The organism is Streptomyces sp. NPDC028314 (genome assembly GCF_055565795.1).
In genome coordinates, this window is record NZ_JBVHTP010000002.1 from 446,701 (window position 1) to 466,463 (window position 19,763).

The window sequence follows — 19,763 nt, forward strand, 5'->3', positions numbered from 1 at the left end:
CATGGACGGCCGCCGCAGACAGTCTCGATTGGGTGGGGCTTACCAGCTCACCGATGAGACCCCGGTCTATGTGATCTCGGTGGCCGCCCAGCTCTCGGGGCTGCATCCGCAGACCCTCCGCCAGTACGACCGCCTCGGCCTGGTCTCACCGGACCGTACGGCCGGCCGCGGACGGCGATATTCGGCCAGGGACATCGAACTGCTCCGCACGGTGCAGGCGCTGTCCCAGGACGAGGGCATCAACCTCGCGGGCATCAAGCGGATCATCGAACTGGAGAACCAGGTCGCGGCCCTCCAGCAGCGCGTGGCCGAACTGTCCACAGCTGTGGACGGTGCGGCGGCCGCCCTCCAGGCCCGCGAGGCCCAGGTGCACGCCTCGTACCGCCGCGACCTGGTCCCGTACCAGCCGCCGCAGCCGGGGAGCGCCCTGGTCGTCTGGCGCCCCAAGCGCCCGATGGACTGAGACGGGCAACGCCACTCGCGCCCGCTCGAAGGCCCTGACCAAAGGCTCTGCCCGGAGGCTCTTGACCGAAGGCCCCGCCCGGATCCCCGGGCGGGGCCTTCGGCGTTCGTCTCAGGCCTCGTCCTCCGGCAGGTGGGGCTCCGTGCTGTGCAGGATCCCCGACTGGGCGATGAGGAAGCCGAGCTGGGCCCGGCTGCCGCTGCCGAGGGCGGTGGCCAGCTTGGCGATGTGCGCGCGGCAGGTCCGTACGTTCATCCCCAGCCGGCGCGCGATCGCCTCGTCCACGTGGCCCTCGACCAGAAGCTGCGCGATGGACCTCTGCACGCCGGAAATCCCGTCGTGCATGTGCGTGTACGTCACCTCTTCGCTGAGGGGCACAGCGCGCCGCCAGAGCTGCTCGAACACCTTGATGAGGTAGTCGACCAGCCCCGGGTGCCGCAGTTCGAGCGCCACCCGCCGGTCGTCGCTCACCGGGATGAAGGCCACGGTGCGGTCGAAGATGATGAGCCGCTCGATGAGCTCCTCCAGCGTGCGGATCTCCACCTTGCCCGCGGAGATGCGGTCCACGTAGGCGAGCGTGCCCTGGCTGTGCCGCGCGGTGTGCTGGTAGAGGGTCCGGATGCTGATGCCCCGGTCGATCAGCGGGGCGTCCCGTTCCAGCGCCTGGGTGAGGGCGAGCGAGGGCCTGGCGCCGCCCGGCTGGACCGTCAGCATCTCCGTGTGGCAGTCCGCGGTGGCCAGGTCGAGGGCCGCGTTGATGCGGTCGAAGCCCTCCAGCACCGTGATGGCGTGGGTGTTGGCCGGGTTCTGCGCACTGATGGTCAGAAACGGCTCGAAAGCATCGGTGAGATCTACAGCGGTGCGACGACGGTCCTGGATCTCGCGTTCAATCGGATGCAGCCGTTGCGCCAGAGCGACGGATGGGGGAACCGGACGCAGTTGGTTCGCGTCATCAGGGTCGGGCTGCAGTAGGGCGAATTCAAGCAGGCAGGGGGCCTGCTGAACCTCGCTCCGAGCGATCCGGCCGGTGCTGAGCGCCGCCGCGTACAGCCGCGTTCCCTCGGCGCACAGGGACGTGACGGAGTGGGGATGTGTCGGGTTTGTCGCACTTTTGGGCAAATCTCCACCCCCCAGGGTCCTGAACATGCAAGAACATGATGCATCGTCCCTGTGGCATTGACGTGCCTGAATGAGCCATCGTCTGTCAGGCGGGGGAGAGGATTCCATCAAGTGAGGACGAAGCCGACCATGTATAAGAGAATGCTTCGCTCGGCGCTTGCCGTTGTTTTCTCCGCTGTTGCGGCCTTTGGAGCAGTCAGTGCCGTGCAGAGTGAGGCGGGGGGCGCTCTGGCCATAGACAGCGGCTGGACCAGCGGCTCGACGGGCGAGTCGGACAGTGGCTGGACCACCCCACCGGTCAGCGACTCCGGCAAGACCGCCGGTACGAAGGTCAAGTCGGACAGCGGCTGGACCAACAAGCCGGCCGCCGCGTCCGACTCCGGTTGGACCGCTCTGCCTGCGATGGCCGCCTGATGACCCCCGACGACCGAGACTTCCGGCGCGAGATGGCTTCGGCGTACCGGTCCGGGTGGCAGTTCATCGATCTCGCCACGGCGATCCCCCACGCCGGCGACTCGTTGATGGTCACCCTGTTCGGCCAGCCCATCGTCGTCGTGCGCGAGGAGGACGAAGACGTCCGCGCCTACCGCTGTCTGCGCCGCCCCCGGGGCGCACCGCAGCCCGTCCGCTGCGAAGTGCGGTACGGCATGGTCTTCGTCAACCTCGATCAGCGCGACCACCAGCTCTTTGAACCCGATATCACCGCCGCCACCCCCCGCAGTGCCTGAAGCGATTCCCCCGTCGTTGCAGATCGCTCAGGCGCTACCCCCACACAACGGCGCCATCGTGGACCTGACCACGATGGCGCCGTTGTGCTGTCTCCGTCCAGTGGTTGAACAAGACAAACAAGTTTCCGCGTCAGGCCTGCTCTAGGCCCGCCCCATCGCCCGGTCCAGGGTGATCTCCAGGACCACCCGGTCCGGGTTCGGCGAAGGCGTCCGCCCGTACCGCTGCGCGTAGCGCGCCACCGCCTCGGCCACCGAGGCCTCGTCCGTACGGATCACCGCGCGCCCCTCCAGGGTGGCCCAGCGCCGTCCCTCCATCTGGCACACCGCGACCCGCGCCGCCCCGCCCGGCGCGTCCAGGACGTTGCGGATCTTCTTGCTGTGCCTGTTGCTGATCACCCGCGCGAGCCCCGCCTCCGGGTCGTACGTCACGCCCACCGGCACCACGTGCGGGCTGCCGTCGGGCCGCGGGGTGGTCAGGGTGCAGACGTGCCGCTCCCGCCAGAAGGCGAGGTACTCGGGCGTCGGGTTGAGTACGTCATGGGCTGTCTTCGAACCAGGCATGGGCCGAAGAGTACGATGCGGCCCCGTTCACCGCCTTGAGTGGAATAGACTCAACTTTGTGCACGCTGAACGTGTCACACCCTGAAACGTGACGGAGAGGAGAAAGCCGCAGTGGACGCCGAGCTGACCAACAAGAGCCGGGACGCGCTGAACGCAGCCACCAGCAGGGCCGTCAAGGACGGCCACCCGGATCTGACCCCCGCGCACCTGCTGCTGGCCCTGCTCGCCGGCGAGGACAACGAGAACATCACCGACCTGCTCGCCGCGACCGAGGCCGACCAGGCCGCCGTACGCGCCGGCGCGGAGCGGCTGCTGGCCGCCCTGCCCAGCGTCACCGGCTCCACCGTCGCGCCGCCGCAGCCCACCCGTGAGCTGCTCGCCGTCCTCGCCGAGGCCGACGCCGAGGCCGGAAAGCTCGGTGACGAGTACCTCTCCACCGAACACCTGCTCATCGCCCTCGCCGCCAAGGGCGGCGCGGCCGGTGAGGTCCTTTCCGACCAGGGCGCGACCGCGAAGAAGCTGCTGGCCGCATTCGAGAACGCACGAGGAGGACGGCGGGTGACCACCCCCGATCCGGAGGGCCAGTACAAGGCCCTGGAGAAGTTCGGCACCGATTTCACGGCGGCGGCCCGCGAGGGCAAGCTCGACCCCGTCATCGGCCGCGACCAGGAGATCCGGCGCGTCGTCCAGGTCCTCTCGCGCCGTACGAAGAACAACCCGGTCCTCATCGGCGAGCCCGGCGTCGGCAAGACCGCCGTCGTCGAGGGCCTGGCCCAGCGCATCGTCAAGGGCGACGTCCCCGAGTCCCTGAAGAACAAGCGGCTCGTCGCCCTCGATCTCGGCGCGATGGTGGCCGGCGCCAAGTACCGCGGCGAGTTCGAAGAGCGGCTCAAGACCGTCCTCGCGGAGATCAAGTCCAGCGACGGCCAGATCATCACCTTCATCGACGAGCTGCACACCGTCGTCGGCGCGGGCGCCGGCGGGGACTCCGCCATGGACGCGGGCAACATGCTCAAGCCCATGCTGGCCCGCGGCGAGCTGCGGATGGTCGGCGCGACCACGCTCGACGAGTACCGCGAGCGGATCGAGAAGGACCCGGCGCTGGAGCGCCGCTTCCAGCAGGTGCTGGTCGCCGAGCCCTCCGTCGAGGACACCATCGCGATCCTGCGCGGCCTCAAGGGCCGCTACGAAGCCCACCACAAGGTGGTCATCAACGACAGCGCACTGGTGGCCGCGGCCACCCTCTCCGACCGGTACATCACCTCCCGCTTCCTCCCCGACAAGGCCATCGACCTCGTCGACGAGGCCGCGTCCCGGCTGCGCATGGAGATCGACTCCTCCCCGCTGGAGATCGACGAGCTCCAGCGCTCCGTGGACCGGCTGCGCATGGAGGAGCTGGCGCTGAAGAACGAGTCCGACCCGGCCTCCCTCGAACGCCTGGAGAAGATCCGCAAGGACCTCGCCGACAAGGAGGAGGACCTGCGGGGCCTCACCGCGCGCTGGGAGAAGGAGAAGCAGTCCCTCAACCGCGTCGGTGAGCTCAAGGAGCGTCTGGACGACCTGCGAGGCCAGGCCGAGCGGGCCCAGCGCGACGGGGACTTCGACGCCGCCTCGCAGCTGCTCTACGGGGAGATCCCGGCCCTGGAGCGCGAGCTGGCGGAGGCCACCGAGGCCGAGGCCGAGGTCTCCAAGGACACGATGGTCAAGGACGAGGTCGGCCCCGACGACATCGCGGACGTGGTCGGCGCCTGGACCGGCATCCCGGCAGGCCGGCTGCTGGAGGGCGAGACCCAGAAGCTCCTGCGCATGGAGGAGGAGCTGGGCCGCCGTCTGATCGGCCAGTCCGAGGCCGTAAGGGCCGTCTCCGACGCCGTACGCCGCACCCGCGCCGGAATCGCCGACCCGGACCGCCCGACCGGCTCGTTCCTCTTCCTCGGCCCGACGGGCGTGGGCAAGACCGAGCTGGCCAAGGCCCTCGCGGACTTCCTCTTCGACGACGAGCGGGCCATGGTCCGCATCGACATGTCGGAGTACGGCGAGAAGCACAGCGTGGCCCGCCTGGTCGGCGCCCCGCCCGGCTACGTCGGCTACGAGGAGGGCGGCCAGCTCACCGAGGCCGTCCGCCGCCGCCCGTACAGCGTCGTCCTGCTGGACGAAGTCGAGAAGGCCCACCCCGAGGTCTTCGACATCCTGCTCCAGGTCCTCGACGACGGCCGCCTCACGGACGGCCAGGGCCGCACCGTGGACTTCCGCAACACCATCCTGGTCCTCACCTCGAACCTGGGCAGCCAGTTCCTGGTGGACCCGGCGACCTCGGACGAGGACAAGAAGGCCCGGGTGCTGGACGTGGTCCGCGCCTCCTTCAAGCCCGAGTTCCTCAACCGCCTCGACGACCTGGTCGTCTTCTCCGCGCTGACCAGGGACGAGCTGGCGCACATCGCCGACCTCCAGATCGGCCGCCTCGCCAAGCGGCTGGCCGACCGCCGCCTGACCCTGGACGTCACCCCCGAAGCCCTGGCCTGGCTCGCGGACAAGGGCAACGACCCGGCGTACGGCGCCCGCCCGCTGCGCCGCCTGATCCAGACGGCCATCGGGGACCGCCTGGCCAAGGAGATCCTGTCCGGCGAGGTCAGGGACGGCGACACCGTACGGGTCGACGTGGCCGGCGACGACCTGCTGGTCGGCAAGGCCCTGTAGGGACAGCCCCGCCGGCGGGCCGCCACGGCGCCCGCCGCCCGCTGCTCAGCCCGTCGCCTCGAAGCGGACCCGGGTGGTGTACCCCACCTCCGGGGTGATCCGCATCCAGAGCCAGGCCGACCGGCCCGGCTCCGGATCGGGGTGGACGAGCGTCATGCACGCCTCGGACTCCGGGTCGTAGCCCTCGGGCCGCGGCCCGGGGCAGGCGACCGGATCCCCCTGGTGCGGGAAGGACGCCACCCAGTCCTCGACGGCGACGTGGTGCATGCGGAACGAGCCGCGCACCTTGACGTGGCCGTCCTCGCCCTCGATCTGCCGGCAGCTCCCGTCCTCCGCGCTGGGCGGCAGGGCGAAACGGGCGAATTCCGCCGCCTCCGCGCAGTCGATGCCCGTGCCGGCCCGGCCGGTCCACTCGCTCAGATCCTCCTCGCCGGGCTGCACGGCCAGGGCCGTGGCCAGCGTCGCCACCGGGATCAGCACGCTCACCGCCACCGCGAGGAGTACCTTCGTGGCCGGCTTCATACCGCCCGGTATCGGCATCGTCTTCCTTACCTGAGTCCTACTCGTGTCCGCCTGGAGCGGATCGTACGTGCGGGGCTGGACACGGGGTAGGAGCGATGGGGGAGGATGACGGTATCCGCACGAAGGGAAGTACACGGTGAGCATCGACCCGGCCTCGATTCCGAACTTCGGAGGGCAGCAGCCCGATCCGCAGGCCACAGGACCGGCGGGCCCCGTCGTCCCCGACCAGGATCTGGTCAAGCAGCTGCTGGAGCAGATGGAGCTCAAGTACGTCGTCGACGACGAGGGAGACCTCGCGGCGCCGTGGGAGGAGTTCCGCACGTACTTCATGTTCCGCGGCGAGGACGAGCAGCAGGTCTTCTCGGTGCGGACCTTCTACGACCGTCCGCACGACATCGAGGACAAGCCGCAGCTCCTCGAAACGATCGACGACTGGAACCGCCGCACCCTGTGGCCCAAGGTCTACAGCCACACCCACGACGACGGCTCGGTCCGCCTGATCGGCGAGGCGCAGATGCTGATCGGCACCGGCGTCAACCTGGAGCACTTCGTGTCCTCCACGGTCAGCTGGGTCCGTGCCTCGATCGAGTTCGACAAGTGGCTCATCGAGCAGCTCGGCCTCGAGAAGGACGTCGACTCCGCCGAGGGCGAGGACGACAAGGGCGACGAGAGCAACAGCTAGTCGGCCGCCCTCACAAGGGCACGCGCGCCACGAGGAGCAGGTACACCCCGTAGCCGTAGGAGAGCCCGGCCAGCACCGCGGTCACCACGACCGCGGTGCGCGGCCGGGCTCTCGCCATGACGGCGGCCATCGGCAGCAGCAGCGGGAACGCCGGCAGCAGGAAGCGCGGCTTCGACTCGAAGAACCCGGCTCCGCCGAAGGTGATCAGCATCAGCACCCCCGTGTACGCGAGCAGCGGCAGCGGGGTCCGGTCCAGCACCAGCGCCGCCGCCAGCAGCGCGGCCACGGCCAGCACCACGACCGTGACGGTGGTGGCCAGCGGCACGTTCCCGCCGGTCAGCACCTTCTCGGTGGAGCGCACCGCACCCTCGCCGAAGTCGAAGCGCGAGCCCCAGCGCCGCTGGACGGTGAAGTACCCGCCGAGCGGATCGCCCTTGCGCACGCCCACGGCGAGGACGTACGAGGCCCAGCCCGCGGGGGCCAGCAGCCCGGCCGCCCACACCGCGGGCGCGCGGGAGCCCCGTACGGCCACCGCGTGCAGGGCCGCCAGGGACACGGCGGCCGCGACGGCGATCCCGGTGGGCCGGGTCAGCCCGGCGAGCACCGCGAGGCCGGCCGCCCAGAGCCAGCGCTCGCGCAGCAGGGCGTACAGGGTCCAGGCGGCGAACGCGGCGAGCAGCGCCTCGGTGTACGCGAGGCCGAGCACCACCGAGTGCGGCAGGGCCGCCCACAGTGCGACCAGCAGCACCCCTGCGCGGGCCCCCAGCAGCCGCTCCCCGACCCGGTAGACCCCGAGGGCGGCCACGGCCGCCGCCGTCCACGCCACCGTCAGCCCGGCGAGGGCGGTGCCCCCGGCCAGCTTCAGCAGGACGGGGTACAGCGGGAAGAAGGCGTAGTCGCTCTGCACCGATCCGGTGGCGGCCCACATCTGGGTCCGCCCGTACCCGTGGGCGGCGATCCCGAGGTACCAGACGGAGTCCCAGGACGCCCCGAGCACCCGGACCGGATCCCGCCCGGCCCACCAGGCGCCCGCGGCGATCACCAGCGCCCCGGCGCCGCGTACGGCGGCGAACACCCCGAGCGCGACCACGGCCGCCGGGGCCGCCGCCGTCCGGGCGCCGGGCGGCCGCGCGGACAGCGTCGCAACCGTCGTCACCGTCGACATGTCTCCTGGATCTCCCGTGGACCGGCGTCGCCACGATGGAGGAACACTACGAGGACGAGACCCCCGGCGGCCGTTCGGCCACGCTCTTCACCCCGCCGTTCGACCGGGCGGCAGGCACCGGCGGCCTCCCACCGGCGCCCGTCAGGGCGCCAGCCGCTTGAGGCGGTCCACCGCGTCCTCCAGCACGCCGGTCCGCTTGCAGAAGGCCCAGCGGACCTGGGTGGCGCCGGCGGACTTGTCGTCGTAGAAGACCTGGTTGGGGATGGCCACGACGCCGCAGCGGGTGGGGAGGGCGCGGCAGAAGGCGAGGCCGTCCTTCTCCCCCAGCGGGGTGATGTCGGTGGTGATGAAGTACGTGCCCTGCGGGCGGAAGACCTCGAAGCCCGCCGCCGTCAGCCCGTCGGCGAGGAGGTCGCGCTTGGCGGCGAGGTCCGCGCGGAAGCCGTCGTAGTACGTGTCCGGCAGGGCCAGGGCCTCGGCGATCGCGTACTGGAACGGCCCCGAGGAGACGTACGTCAGGAACTGCTTCGCGGAGCGGACCGCCGTGGTCAGGGCGGGCGGGGCGGTGATCCAGCCGACCTTCCAGCCGGTGAAGGAGAAGGTCTTGCCGGCCGAGGAGATGGTCACCGTGCGCTCGCGCATGCCCGGGAGCGAGGCCAGCGGGGTGTGCGAGCCCTCGAACACCAGGTGCTCGTAGACCTCGTCGGTGACGACCAGCAGGTCCCGTTCGACCGCGAGCTCGGCGACGGCCGCCAGTTCCTGCGGGGTCAGCACCGTGCCCGTCGGGTTGTGCGGGGTGTTCAGGAGCAGCAGCCGGGTGCGCGGGGTGACGGCGGCGCGCAGGGCGTCCACGTCGAGGCGGAAGTCCGGCGCGCGCAGGGTCAGCGGGACGCGGACGGCGCCCGCCATGGCGATGCAGGCGGCGTAGGAGTCGTAGAAGGGCTCCAGGGCGATGACCTCGTCACCCGGTTCGAGGAGGGCCAGCAGGGCGGCCGCGATGGCCTCCGTGGCGCCCGCCGTCACCAGGACCTCGGTGTCCGGGTCGTAGGCGAGCCCGTAGAAGCGCTGCTGGTGGTGCGCGATCGCGGCGCGGAGCTCCGGGACGCCCGGGCCCGGCGGGTACTGGTTGCCCTTGCCGTCCCGGATCGCGCGGACGGCCGCCTCCGCGATCTCGGCGGGGCCGTCGGTGTCCGGGAAGCCCTGGCCCAGGTTGATCGAGCCGGTCCGGGCCGCCAGCGCGGACATCTCCGCGAAGATCGTCGTGCCGAAGGCCGCCAGGCGGCGGTTGAGGAAGGGGCGGCTGCCGGCCGCGGGTGCGCTCATGGTCGCCATCCTGCGGGGAAGCTCTGGAGTTGCTCAAGTGTGCTTTGGCGCTGGTGGCCGGTGGGCATCCCCCTGGCACACGGGACGCGGGGATCCCGGACCCCGGGCGACCGGGGTGTCAGAGAGGGGCCAGGAGATGGCGCTGTTCGTAGTGATCATCGGTCTTGTCGTGGTGGCGATCATCGTCGTGGCGGTGAAGTCGGGGGGCGGCTCGGGCGGGAGCGGCGACGGCAGCGGAGGCAGCTGGTGGGCCGGAGGCGGCTCCTCCGGCGGCTCGTCCTGCGGTTCCTCGTCCTCGTGCGGGTCCTCGTCCTCCTGTGGGGGCGGCGGGGGCTGCGGCGGCGGGTCCAGCTGAGGGACGGGGGCGCGCCGCAGGACGGTGCGCCCGACCCTGCGTAAAGGAGGCGCCCAGCGGGGACAACTTCCCTCGGGCGTCTCCTTGTTCGGCTGTGCGTTACGGCGTACGGGCGGCATGTTGTTGAACACGTGAACTGTGTAGCCCCCGGGGGGATGTAAACCCCGTCAAGTTGGGTAAAAACGCTGTGAGTGCCGTGCCTTTCATGATTCCCTCGGTTGAGTAGACCAGTCCTCGGACCTCCCTGGACTCCCTGTGGACCCGTGCCGCTGTCCCCCCACCCGTTGACCACCGCTGGCGGGCCCCGGCCACCTCTCCCTCGCGCGTTTGCGGAGCCGACTCATGCTCACGACCCTCCAGACCACCTATACCGACACGCGTGCCGCCGATCTCGCCTGGGCCCTGGGACGGGAGCGGCTGCCCGCCCTGGCCGTACTGAACCTCGAGCTCGCCGGCGCGAAGGTGGAGCTGCGCCTGCTCGGGGCCTCCCATCAGGTCCTTCTGGAGGAGGGGGAGGTGCTCTGCTCGGAGACGGTCGCCTGTATGCCCGGCAGCAGTACGCCGCTGCCGCTCGGCGTGGCCAAGCGGGTGGGCGACTGGGAGTACGAGTTCGCCGCGCGGGTCGAGACCCTGTCGCGCGGTTCGTTCGCGGGGCGGGCGCAGGAACTGCTCGCGCTGGTCGCGGATCACCCGAACGGGCTCGCGGGGACCTTCCCGGGCAGCCCGCACGCCTTCACCGCCATGCTGGCGCAACGCTTCGAGGGCCAGGTGCGCTGGCGGACCTGGCACGCGTACCCGCAGGAGGGCCAGTTGGTGGCAACCCGCACCCGGGTGGGCGTACGGATGGGCGCGCCGGCCGGGTCGGCCCTGGAGTCGGCCGCCGCTTCGTCGCTGTAGCGCGGCCGCCCGCGCGGGCGCCGTGGCGCCTTGGCGCAACCGCTCCGGCGGTCGCGCCGCGGTTACGCCAACTGGCTGGACCAGCACCTCACTTGCACCCATGTGGGTGACAGGGTGCACGTGGGTGGTGACGTACGGTTCGCTGCATGATCGACCGTTCCGTCCCGCGCCGGGTACTGCCGGCTCCGGAGTCACGGGGCGTGGCGACCCGTCCGGCCGCCCTGCCCGTACGGCCCAGGACCGGCCGGCTCCTCGTCCTGGCCACCGTGTTCGTATGCGCCGCCTGCGGGCTCGTGTACGAACTGGAGCTCCTCGCCCTCGGCTCCTACCTCATCGGCGACTCCGTCACCCAGGCGTCGGTCGTGCTGTCCGTCATGGTCTTCGCCATGGGCGTCGGCTCGCTCCTCGCCAAACGCCTCAGGAGACGGCCCGCGTTCGGCTTCGGCGCCATCGAAGCCGCGCTCGCCCTGCTCGGCGGGCTCTCCGCCATGGCCCTGTACGCGAGCTTCGCGTGGCTGGGGGAGTCCCGGCCCGCGCTCGTCGCCTTCTCCTTCGCCATCGGGGTGCTCATCGGCGCGGAGATCCCGCTGCTGATGGTCCTGATCCAGCGGATCCGCCGGCAGGACGCGGGCGGGGCCGTCGCGGACCTGTTCGCCGCCGACTACGTGGGCGCCCTGGTCGGCGGGCTCGCGTTCCCGTTCCTGCTGCTCCCGGTGCTCGGCCAGCTCACCGGCGCGATGCTCACCGGCACCGTCAACACGGGCGTCGGCGGCGGGCTCGTGCTGTGGCTGTTCCGCCGCGACCTCAGCCGGCGCGGCCGCTGGGTGCTGATCGCCGCGAACGTGACCGTCCTGGCCGTACTCGCCTCCGCGACCGTCCTCGCCGACGACTTCGAGCGGGTCGCCCGGCGCGCCGTCTACGGCGGGGAGGTCCGGGTCGCCGTGCAGACCGGCGTGCAGGAACTGGTGCTCACCGGGCCCGGCACCGGCTCCCCGCGCTCGCTCGACCTGTACCTCGACGGGCGGCTGCGGGTCAGCGGCTACGACGAGTACCGCTACCACGAGGCCCTGGTGCACCCCGCGATGACCGGCCCGCACGCCCGCGTCCTCGTACTCGGCGGCGGTGACGGGCTCGCCGCCCGCGAGGTGCTGCGCTACCGGGACGTCGCCTCCGTCACCGTGGTGGAGCTCGACCCCGGCGTGGTCCGGCTGGCCCGCACCGACCCGATGCTCTCCCGGCTCAACGGCGGGGCGTACGAGGACCCCCGCCTCGGCGTCGTCACGCAGGACGCGTTCCGCTGGCTGCGCGGCCCGGCCGCGCGGGACCGCTTCGACGTCATCCTGTCCGACCTCCCGGACCCGGCCATCACCCCCAGCACGAAGCTGTACTCGCAGGAGTTCTACGGGCTGGCCGCGCGGGCCCTGAGCCCCGGCGGCCGGATCGCCGTGCACGCGGGACCGCTCACCACCCGGCCGCACACCTACTGGACGGTCGAGTCCACCCTGCGCGCGGCCGGCCTGCGGACCGCCCCCTACAGCGCGGGCGGCCGCCTCACCGGCTTCGCCGCCGGCCCCGACCGGACCCTCGGCGGCAGCGCCTCCCCGCCGCAGGACTGGGGCTTCGTCCTCGCCGCCCGCGCCGCCGTCCCCGCCCTGCGGGTGGACCGTGACACGCCCGGGCTCCGCTCGGTGTCCACCCTGGCCCTCCAGGACGCCGCCCGGGACGCCGAAAGGACCCGCGTGGACGGCCTGCCGCCCTCCACCCTCCCGCACCCGAGGTATTCCTAGGGCCGGCTCTTGGTGCGGGACCGGGTGCTCGGGCCGGTCTCGTCGGTAGGCTCGACCACATGGAGCATCAGGTGTTCGTTCCGGTACCCGCAGCCGACCTCCGCACCGTGCTGCGCGATCCCGCCCGGGTCGCCCGCTGCGTACCCGGGCTCCAGCAGGACGCCGACGCCGAATCCGGGCCGCTGTCGGGCCGGCTGCGGGTGCGGGTCGGCGGGCACACCGTGACCTACCGGGGGGCCCTGGCCCTCACCGAGCGGGACCCCGACCGATTCGGCGTCGAGGGCGAGGGCGCCGAGGCGCGGGGCAGCGGCACGGTCACCTTCTCGCTCGTGCTGCGGCTCTTCCCGCAGGGGGACGGGACCCGGCTGGAGTTCACCGGCGAGGCCACCGCCGACGGGCGGGCCGCCGGCTTCGCCCCCGAGGCCACCGCCACGGCGGTGCAGCGCCTGCTGGAGCGGACCGCCGCGAACCTCGGCGCGGCGGCGACCGCCCCGGAGGCGGAGCCGGTGGCGGACCCGGTGGCCGAGGCCGCGGAGGCCGACGCCGCAGCGGGTTTCGAGGAGGCCGACGGCTTCGAGGACGCCGACGACGTGGACACCGCCGACGGCATCGAGGGCATCGAGGGCATCGAGGGCATCGAGGACGACGAGGACGACGAGGACGACGAGGACGGCGTCACCGAGGTCACCGCCTCGGTGTTCGACGCCGACGTGCCGCCGCCTTCCCTCGACCCCTTCGTCGGAGGCGAGTTCGGTGAGCTGGGCGACCTCGGCAGCCCCGCGCGCCCGCCGGCCGAAGCCGCCCACGCCCGCCGCACGATGATCGGCCGCAGCGCCGAGGAGGTCGACCACGCGCCCCCGCGCGGCCGTTACGCCCCGGTCCCGGCTCCCTCCGCCGGTGCGGCCGGAGTCAGCCTGCGCTGGCTGGCCCCCGCCGCGGCGCTGGCCGTTGCGTCCGCCGTGGTCGTGGGCCGGGTGTTGCGCCGCCGGCGCTAGGGAGGCGGGCCCGGCTCCCTTTAGGGTCGGCGGTATGAGTACGCGACTGAGCGCCGGCGGCGCCGAGCTGACGATCGACCAGGAGAGCGGCTGCCGGATCAGCAGTCTGCGCGTCGACGGGACCGAACTCCTTCGCCAGGGCCCCAAGTACGGGTCCTTCCCGATGGTTCCGTGGTGCGGGCGCACCGCCAACGGCCGGTTCCGGGACGGCGCGACCGTGCACCGGCTGCCGCTCAACCACCCGCCGCACGCCATCCACGGCTTCGGCCGCGACGCGGCCTGGCGCCCGGGCGGCGTCGGCGACACCCGCGCCGCCTTCACGTTCGACCTCGCCGACCCGTGGCCGTACAGCGGCAAGGTGACCCAGATCTTCGAGCTGGCCGAGGACGCGCTGACGCTCACCATGGGCGTGGAGACGTACGAGAGCTCCTTCCCGGCCCAGGCGGGCTGGCACCCGTGGTTCAACCGGACCCTGGCCGCCGACGGCCAGGAAGTCCGGATCGGCTTCGAACCGGCCTGGCAGGAGGAGCGCGGATCCGACCACCTGCCCACCGGCCACCGCATCGACCCGAAGCCGGGCCCCTGGGACGACTGCTTCGGCATGCCCGAGGGCGTCGACGTCACCCTCACGTGGCCCGGTGCGCTGGAGCTCAGCATCACCAGCCGGGCCGAATGGGTGGTCGTCTACGACGAGCAGCCCGAGGCCGTCTGCGTCGAGCCCCAGTCCGGCCCGCCGAACGGGCTGAACACCCTCCCGCAGCTGGTCACGCCCGTGGATCCGCTGGAGATCTCCACGACGTGGACGTGGCGGCGGCTCGGTTAGCGCGCAATTAAGCTCGGGGTCATGAGTGACGTCAATGAAGTAACGCCGTCCGGCACACGCGATGCGCTTCTGCAGCAGATCAAGGACAAGGCCGTCGTGCACGGCAAGGTGACCCTCTCCTCCGGGCGGGAAGCCGACTACTACATCGACCTCCGCCGGATCACCCTCGACGGCGAGGCCGCCCCGCTGGTCGGTCAGGTCATGCTCGACCTGACCGCGGACCTCGACTTCGACTGCGTCGGCGGTCTGACCCTGGGCGCCGACCCGGTCGCGACCTCGATGCTGCACGCCTCCGCCGCGCGCGGCGAGCGCCTGGACGCCTTCGTCGTCCGCAAGGCGCAGAAGGCGCACGGCATGCAGCGCCGCATCGAGGGCACCGACGTCAAGGGCAAGCGCTGCCTGGTGGTCGAGGACACCTCGACCACCGGCGGGTCCCCGCTGACCGCCGTCGAGGCGGTCCGTGAGGCCGGCGGCGAGGTCGTCGCCGTCGCCACGATCGTGGACCGCGGCGCGGCCGGCGCCATCGCCGAGGCGGGCCTGCCGTACCTCACCGGATACCAGCTCCAGGACCTCGGCCTGTCCTAGGTACTGGCTCGACCAGGGCTCGGAACAACTGGGGGCCAAGGTCCTCGCAGATCCCGTGCCGGGTCTTGACCTGGTCTTTTGCCGCCGGGCGGAATGTTTCACGTGAAACGTCCCGCCCGGTTCGCGTTCACCGCGTGGACAGCGGGGTGGAGTGAAGCGCGGAGTCTGGAAAGATGGGGGCGACGGTGACGTCGCCCCCAGGTCAGGGCCCGCAATAAGCACACTCCCCGCACATCCAAGGAGCGGACAGATGCCCATCGCAACCCCCGAGGTCTACAACGAGATGCTCGACCGGGCGAAGGCAGGCAAGTTCGCCTACCCGGCCATCAACGTGACCTCGTCCCAGACCCTGCACGCTGCACTGCGCGGCTTCGCGGAGGCCGAGAGCGACGGCATCATCCAGATCTCCACCGGTGGTGCGGAGTTCCTGGGTGGCCAGCACAACAAGGACATGGTCACCGGCGCGGTCGCCCTGGCCGAGTTCGCGCACATCGTCGCCGCCAAGTACGACATCACGGTCGCGCTGCACACGGACCACTGCCCCAAGGACAAGCTGGACGGCTACGTCCGCCCGCTGCTCGAGGTCTCCGCCGAGCGCGTGGCCCGCGGTCTGAACCCGCTCTTCCAGTCGCACATGTGGGACGGCTCCGCCGAGACCCTGGCCGACAACCTGGCCATCGCCCAGGAGCTGCTGGCCAAGGCCGCCGCCGCCAAGATCATCCTTGAGGTCGAGATCACCCCGACCGGCGGCGAGGAGGACGGCGTCAGCCACGAGATCAACGACGAGCTGTACACCACCGTCGACGACGCGATCCGCACCGCCGAGGCCCTGGGCCTGGGCGAGAAGGGCCGCTACCTGCTGGCCGCCTCCTTCGGCAACGTGCACGGCGTCTACAAGCCGGGCAACGTCGTCCTGCGCCCCGAGCTCCTGAAGGACCTCCAGGCCGGCGTCGGCGAGAAGTACGGCAAGGCCTCGCCGTTCGACTTCGTCTTCCACGGCGGCTCGGGCTCGACGGCCGAGGAGATCGCCACCGCGCTGGAGAACGGCGTGGTGAAGATGAACCTCGACACCGACACCCAGTACGCCTTCACCCGCCCGGTCGTGGACCACATGTTCCGCAACTACGACGCGGTCCTGAAGGTCGACGGCGAGGTCGGCACCAAGTCGAAGTACGACCCCCGCACCTGGGGCAAGGCCGCCGAGGCCGGTATGGCCGTGCGCGTCGCCCAGGCCTGCACCGACCTGCGTTCCACCGGCACCAAGCTGAAGTAGTCCGGCCCGGTACCCGGTAAAGGGGTCCGGCGGTCCGAAAGGGGCCGACGGACCCCTTTCGCATGTCCGAAACCCGGCGGATCCGCCGGAGGTGACATACGCCGGTGGACTGCTGCCCCGCGATGGTGTGGAATCTACGCACAAGAAAGTACCCGCGGTTATGTAATGGCGGCGGGGCAGGAGAGGCGCCATTTATGAGGACAGAGCGACCCCAGGTGAAACAGGACCGGGCGGTGCGCACCCGCCAGGCCATCCTGGAGGCCGCGGCGGTGGTGTTCGAGTCGCACGGCTACGACACGGCCAAGCTCTCGGACATCGTCAACATCGCCAAGGTCACCAAGGGCGCCCTCTACTTCCACTTCGATTCGAAGGAACAGCTGGCGCAGGCCGTCATAGACGCGCAGAACCAGGCGCAGCCGCAGGCCCTGCCGCAGGAGTACAAGGCGCAGGAGTTCGTGGACATCGGGATGGTCTTCTCCCACCAGCTCCAGCACGACGTCCTGATGCGGGCCAGCGCCCGGCTCACCCTGGACCGGGCCGGCCGCAACCTGGACAAAGCGGCGCCCTACCAGGCGTGGGTCGACCTGCACATCGAGGTGCTGTCGGAGGCGAAGCGGCGCGGCGAGCTGCTGCCGAACGTGGACCCGGTGGTTCCGTCGAGGCTGATCGTGGGCGCGTACGCCGGGCTGAACACGATGTCCACGACGCTGGGCCTGGACATGGACCGCCAGGTCTCGGAGCTGTACACGTACGTGATGCCGAACGTGGTGGTCCCGGCCGTGGCGATCCGGCTGGACACCGCCCCGGGGCGGGGTGCGCGCGCTCTCTTCGGGCCGCAGGGCAGCCATGAGTGCGGGGCCGGTTGTCCGACCGGGGTGCCGCCGGCCGACACCGACGCCGCCCCCGAAGCCGAGGCCGAGGCCGAAGCCGAAGCCGCGCATCCTCTTCCATAAAAGATCCTCCTGGGTATTATTTTTCTCCTGGCCCAGGGGGAGAAGACTGTGGACATTGAGGTACTCGGAGAGCTGCGCGTCATCGAGAACGGGGTGCCCATCACGGCACCCACACCGGAATCCCGCCATGTGCTGGCGGTCCTGGCGGCCTGCCCCGACCGGGTCGTACCGGTCAGGGTGCTCGACGGCGAGCTGGCCCGCCGCACCCCGGCCGCGCACGCCCGGTCGCACCTGCTGACCGCCGTACGCCGCCTGCGCGAGCGTTTCGCGGAGGCCCAGGGGGCCGGCTCGGTACGCACCCCCGAAACGGTGCTGGCGGCGCGACCCGGCGGGTATGTTCTCGACACCGGCGGCGGCCGCTCGGACGCCCGGGAATTCGAACGCGAGGCGGGCGCCGGCTACCGCGCCATGGGCCGCGGCGACTTCGAACAGGCGGCCCGCCGGCTGCGCCACGCCCTCGCCCTGTGGACCGGCCCCGCCCTCGACGGCATCGACGCGGGCCCCTGGCTGGCCGGCCGCATCGCCACCCTCGACACCGACCGGCGCTCCGTGCTCGGCCAGTGGGTCGAAGCCGAACTGGCCCTCGGGCGGGACCGGGAACTGCGGCTGGAACTCGCCGGACTGCTCGGCGGCCACGACCGGCCCGGCGGCGCCTACCTGGCCGCCCTGCGCCGCGCCGAGGAACGCGTCGAGGCCCTGCGCGCCGCCCGGCCGGTCCCCGGCCTGACCCTCGCGCTCGCCGCCCGCGGTTAGGTCCGGCCGTTGGGCCGTTGGGCCGTCGGGCCGCTCAAGGCGTGGACACCGGAAGCCGCGCCCCCGCTTGACCCCCCGCCGCCCGGAACCTAGGTTCAAGATCCGGACAGAAAACACCTGGTCGGACGGGGGCGGCAGGATGGGCGGGGACGAAGGCGGCTCGCTCGCCGTGCTGGAACTGCTCGCCGCCGAGGCCCCGCAGAGCGCGTACGACGCCCTGCTGGCCGAAGCCCGCGGCGCGGGCGCCGGCCCCGAGGAGCTCGCGCGGCTCACCCGGGCGGTGGAGCTGGCCCGCTCGGTCCGCAAGAGCGCCAGCCGCCGCGAGCAGCGCGAGGCCGCGCTCACCGCCCTCGTGGACACCGCCCACGACCTGACCTCCCCCTACGACATCGACGGCCTGCTGCGGCTGATCACCCGCCGGGCCCGCCGGCTGCTCGGCTTCGACATGGCCTGGCTGTCGCTGAGCCGCCCCGACGGCTCGGCGTACGTACGGACCTCCGAGGGCGAGACCACCGCCCTGAACGTCGGCCTCGAACTCGGCACCGGCCGTGGCCTCGGCGCCATAGCCCAGGCCCGGCGCTCCGCGGTCTGGAGCGCCGACTACCTGGCCGACGAGGGCATCGCGCACGCCCCCGGCATCGACGCCGTCGTCCGCGCCGAAGGACTGCACGCGATCATCGCCGTCCCGCTCCGGCGCGGGGACTCCACCCTCGGCGCGCTCTACGGTTCCGACCGCTGCGTACGGCAGTTCACCCCCGACGAGATCGGCATGCTGCTCTCCCTCGCCGACCTGGCCGCCGTGGCCATCGAGAAGGCCCGGCTGCTGGAGCAGACCCGGGACGAGGTCACCGAGCTGGAGGCCTTCGGATCGCGGACCAACACCGCCCTCACCCGGGTCCGCTACCTGTGGGAGTGCCACGCCCGGCTGGCCGGTCTGGTGCTGGACGGCGCCGGGCTGCCCACCCTGGCGCGGGCCACCGCGGACGCGCTGGACGGCGTGCTCCAGGTGCGCGACCCCGGCGGGCGGCCGCTGACCGTCACCGGTGAACTCCCCGACCTGGACGAGGACGAGGTGAACCGGGCCTCCCTCCAGGCGCTGATCGACCGGCGCCCCGTCGGGCTGCCCGGCGACGTGTGGCTGGCCCCGGTGCTGGCCGGGGCCGAGGACCTCGGGGTGCTGCTGCTGAGCGCGTCCGCGCCGCTCGCCGACGAGGACGTACGGCTCCTGCAGCTCGCCGCCCAGTCGGTGGCCTCGCTGATGCTGATCCAGCGCGGAACGGCCGCGGCCGAAGGGCCCGTACACGAGGAACTCCTGGCCGACCTGCTGGAGCGCCCCCACTCCGTCGGCCTCCACCTGCTGGAGCGCACCCGCAGGCTCGGCCTCGACCTGGACCGGCCGCATGTGGTGGTCGTGGCCCGGCCCGAAGGCGGCGAACTCGGCAGGGCCGTGGCCTGGGCGTCCTCGTACGCGTACCGGATGGGCGGGCTCAAGGGCGTCCGCCAGGGCTGCATCGTGCTGCTCCTCCCCGGAACGGACGCCTCCGCGGCCGCGCACCGGGCCTCCGGCGAGCTGTCGCCGCTGCTCGGCCACGCCGTCTCCACCGGGGCGGCCGGTCCGGCGGCCGGGCCGGGGGAGGTGGCGCGGGTCTATGCCGAGGCCGTGCGCTGCCTCGACGCGCTCACCGCGCTGGACGGCGCCGGAGGCACGGCTTCGCTGCGCGAGCTGGGCTTCCTCGGACTGCTGCTGTCCGCCGACCACGATGTGGAGGCGTTCATCGCCTCGACCATCGGGCCGGTGCTGGAGTACGACGCGGACCGCCTGACGGACCTGACCCGCACCCTGGACGCGTACTTCGCCTCGGGCGGCAGCCCGACGCACGCCGCGGAGGCGCTGCACGTGCACCCCAACACGGTGTCGCGGCGGCTGGAACGCATCGCGGAACTCCTCGGCGAGGGCTGGCAGAAGCCGGCCCAGGCCCTGGAGATCCAGATGGCCCTCCGCCTGCGCAAGACCCGCCAGGTCCTCCACGCCCGCCGCTCGACGGGCCGCCGTACCCAGGACTAGACCCTGTCGGCCACCCC

20 protein-coding genes are annotated in these 19,763 nt (G+C 72.0%); 15 read left to right on the forward strand and 5 right to left on the reverse strand.

The features are described 5' to 3' along the window. The first annotated feature begins 1 nt into the window (after window position 1). Complete coding sequence (locus ACZ4TG_RS06265) at window positions 2-463, forward strand: heat shock protein transcriptional repressor HspR (RefSeq protein ID WP_053684360.1); 462 nt, start codon at window positions 2-4, stop codon at window positions 461-463. A gap of 111 nt (window positions 464-574) precedes the next feature. Here ACZ4TG_RS06265 and ACZ4TG_RS06270 read toward each other — a convergent pair whose 3' ends face one another. Further along, window positions 575-1,609 carry a helix-turn-helix transcriptional regulator gene (locus ACZ4TG_RS06270; protein WP_468160153.1) on the reverse strand — a complete coding sequence of 345 codons (1,035 nt, stop codon included), beginning with the start codon at window positions 1,607-1,609 and terminating at the stop codon, window positions 575-577. Window positions 1,610-1,786: 177 nt separating this feature from the next. Between ACZ4TG_RS06270 and ACZ4TG_RS06275 the strand changes: the two genes are divergently transcribed. Next, complete coding sequence (locus tag ACZ4TG_RS06275) at window positions 1,787-1,996, forward strand: hypothetical protein (RefSeq protein WP_468160154.1); 210 nt, start codon at window positions 1,787-1,789, stop codon at window positions 1,994-1,996. Then, window positions 1,996-2,310, forward strand: coding sequence for a Rieske (2Fe-2S) protein (locus tag ACZ4TG_RS06280; protein ID WP_267797300.1), 315 nt, complete (start codon window positions 1,996-1,998; stop codon window positions 2,308-2,310). Before ACZ4TG_RS06275 ends, ACZ4TG_RS06280 begins: the two co-directional genes overlap by 1 nt. A 141-nt stretch (window positions 2,311-2,451) precedes the next feature. On the opposite strand, the gene ACZ4TG_RS06285 is transcribed toward ACZ4TG_RS06280, so the two are convergent. Then, window positions 2,452-2,871 (reverse strand): pyridoxamine 5'-phosphate oxidase family protein, encoded by a 420-nt coding sequence (locus tag ACZ4TG_RS06285; protein WP_468160155.1) that lies wholly within the window; start codon window positions 2,869-2,871, stop codon window positions 2,452-2,454. Between the two features lie 111 nt (window positions 2,872-2,982). Between ACZ4TG_RS06285 and clpB the strand changes: the two genes are divergently transcribed. Further along, complete coding sequence (gene clpB / locus ACZ4TG_RS06290) at window positions 2,983-5,568, forward strand: ATP-dependent chaperone ClpB (protein ID WP_468160156.1); 2,586 nt, start codon at window positions 2,983-2,985, stop codon at window positions 5,566-5,568. Between the two features lie 45 nt (window positions 5,569-5,613). On the opposite strand, the gene ACZ4TG_RS06295 is transcribed toward clpB, so the two are convergent. Next, window positions 5,614-6,090 (reverse strand): hypothetical protein, encoded by a 477-nt coding sequence (locus ACZ4TG_RS06295; RefSeq protein WP_468160157.1) that lies wholly within the window; start codon window positions 6,088-6,090, stop codon window positions 5,614-5,616. A gap of 136 nt (window positions 6,091-6,226) precedes the next feature. Between ACZ4TG_RS06295 and ACZ4TG_RS06300 the strand changes: the two genes are divergently transcribed. Beyond that, window positions 6,227-6,772 (forward strand): type III secretion system chaperone family protein, encoded by a 546-nt coding sequence (locus ACZ4TG_RS06300; RefSeq protein ID WP_468160158.1) that lies wholly within the window; start codon window positions 6,227-6,229, stop codon window positions 6,770-6,772. A 10-nt stretch (window positions 6,773-6,782) separates the two neighbouring features. On the opposite strand, the gene ACZ4TG_RS06305 is transcribed toward ACZ4TG_RS06300, so the two are convergent. Together ACZ4TG_RS06305 and ACZ4TG_RS06310 are read right to left on the reverse strand one after the other, a co-directional pair. Continuing rightward, window positions 6,783-7,937 (reverse strand): hypothetical protein, encoded by a 1,155-nt coding sequence (locus tag ACZ4TG_RS06305; RefSeq protein ID WP_468160159.1) that lies wholly within the window; start codon window positions 7,935-7,937, stop codon window positions 6,783-6,785. 141 nt (window positions 7,938-8,078) lie between these two features. After that, entirely contained in the window at window positions 8,079-9,269 is a 1,191-nt protein-coding gene (locus ACZ4TG_RS06310; protein ID WP_468160160.1) for a pyridoxal phosphate-dependent aminotransferase, read from the reverse strand. Window positions 9,270-9,396: 127 nt separating this feature from the next. On the opposite strand from ACZ4TG_RS06310, the gene ACZ4TG_RS06315 reads away from it, so the two are divergent. The 10 genes from ACZ4TG_RS06315 to ACZ4TG_RS06360 all read left to right on the forward strand — a co-directional run bounded on the left by ACZ4TG_RS06315 (window position 9,397) and on the right by ACZ4TG_RS06360 (window position 19,746). After that, entirely contained in the window at window positions 9,397-9,615 is a 219-nt protein-coding gene (locus tag ACZ4TG_RS06315) for a hypothetical protein (protein ID WP_468160161.1), read from the forward strand. A gap of 342 nt (window positions 9,616-9,957) precedes the next feature. Then, window positions 9,958-10,512, forward strand: coding sequence for a DUF2617 family protein (locus ACZ4TG_RS06320; protein WP_468160162.1), 555 nt, complete (start codon window positions 9,958-9,960; stop codon window positions 10,510-10,512). Window positions 10,513-10,658: 146 nt separating this feature from the next. Further along, window positions 10,659-12,299, forward strand: coding sequence for a polyamine aminopropyltransferase (locus tag ACZ4TG_RS06325; protein WP_468160163.1), 1,641 nt, complete (start codon window positions 10,659-10,661; stop codon window positions 12,297-12,299). A 59-nt stretch (window positions 12,300-12,358) separates the two neighbouring features. Continuing rightward, window positions 12,359-13,294, forward strand: coding sequence for an SRPBCC domain-containing protein (locus ACZ4TG_RS06330; RefSeq protein ID WP_468160164.1), 936 nt, complete (start codon window positions 12,359-12,361; stop codon window positions 13,292-13,294). A gap of 34 nt (window positions 13,295-13,328) precedes the next feature. After that, window positions 13,329-14,117 carry an aldose epimerase family protein gene (locus ACZ4TG_RS06335; RefSeq protein WP_468160165.1) on the forward strand — a complete coding sequence of 263 codons (789 nt, stop codon included), beginning with the start codon at window positions 13,329-13,331 and terminating at the stop codon, window positions 14,115-14,117. Window positions 14,118-14,138: 21 nt separating this feature from the next. After that, window positions 14,139-14,702 carry an orotate phosphoribosyltransferase gene (gene pyrE, locus ACZ4TG_RS06340; RefSeq protein WP_468160166.1) on the forward strand — a complete coding sequence of 188 codons (564 nt, stop codon included), beginning with the start codon at window positions 14,139-14,141 and terminating at the stop codon, window positions 14,700-14,702. Between the two features lie 250 nt (window positions 14,703-14,952). Continuing rightward, on the forward strand, window positions 14,953-15,975 hold the full coding sequence (fbaA, locus tag ACZ4TG_RS06345) for a class II fructose-bisphosphate aldolase (protein ID WP_468160167.1): 1,023 nt from the start codon (window positions 14,953-14,955) through the stop codon (window positions 15,973-15,975). Between the two features lie 194 nt (window positions 15,976-16,169). Then, window positions 16,170-16,928, forward strand: a complete 759-nt coding sequence (locus tag ACZ4TG_RS06350) for a ScbR family autoregulator-binding transcription factor (protein WP_468160168.1) — start codon at window positions 16,170-16,172, stop codon at window positions 16,926-16,928. Window positions 16,929-16,976: 48 nt separating this feature from the next. Further along, entirely contained in the window at window positions 16,977-17,681 is a 705-nt protein-coding gene (locus tag ACZ4TG_RS06355; RefSeq protein WP_468160169.1) for an AfsR/SARP family transcriptional regulator, read from the forward strand. Window positions 17,682-17,820: 139 nt separating this feature from the next. Then, window positions 17,821-19,746: a helix-turn-helix domain-containing protein gene (locus tag ACZ4TG_RS06360; protein WP_468160170.1), complete on the forward strand. Its 1,926-nt coding sequence runs from the start codon at window positions 17,821-17,823 to the stop codon at window positions 19,744-19,746. Window positions 19,747-19,763: the final 17 nt, after the last annotated feature.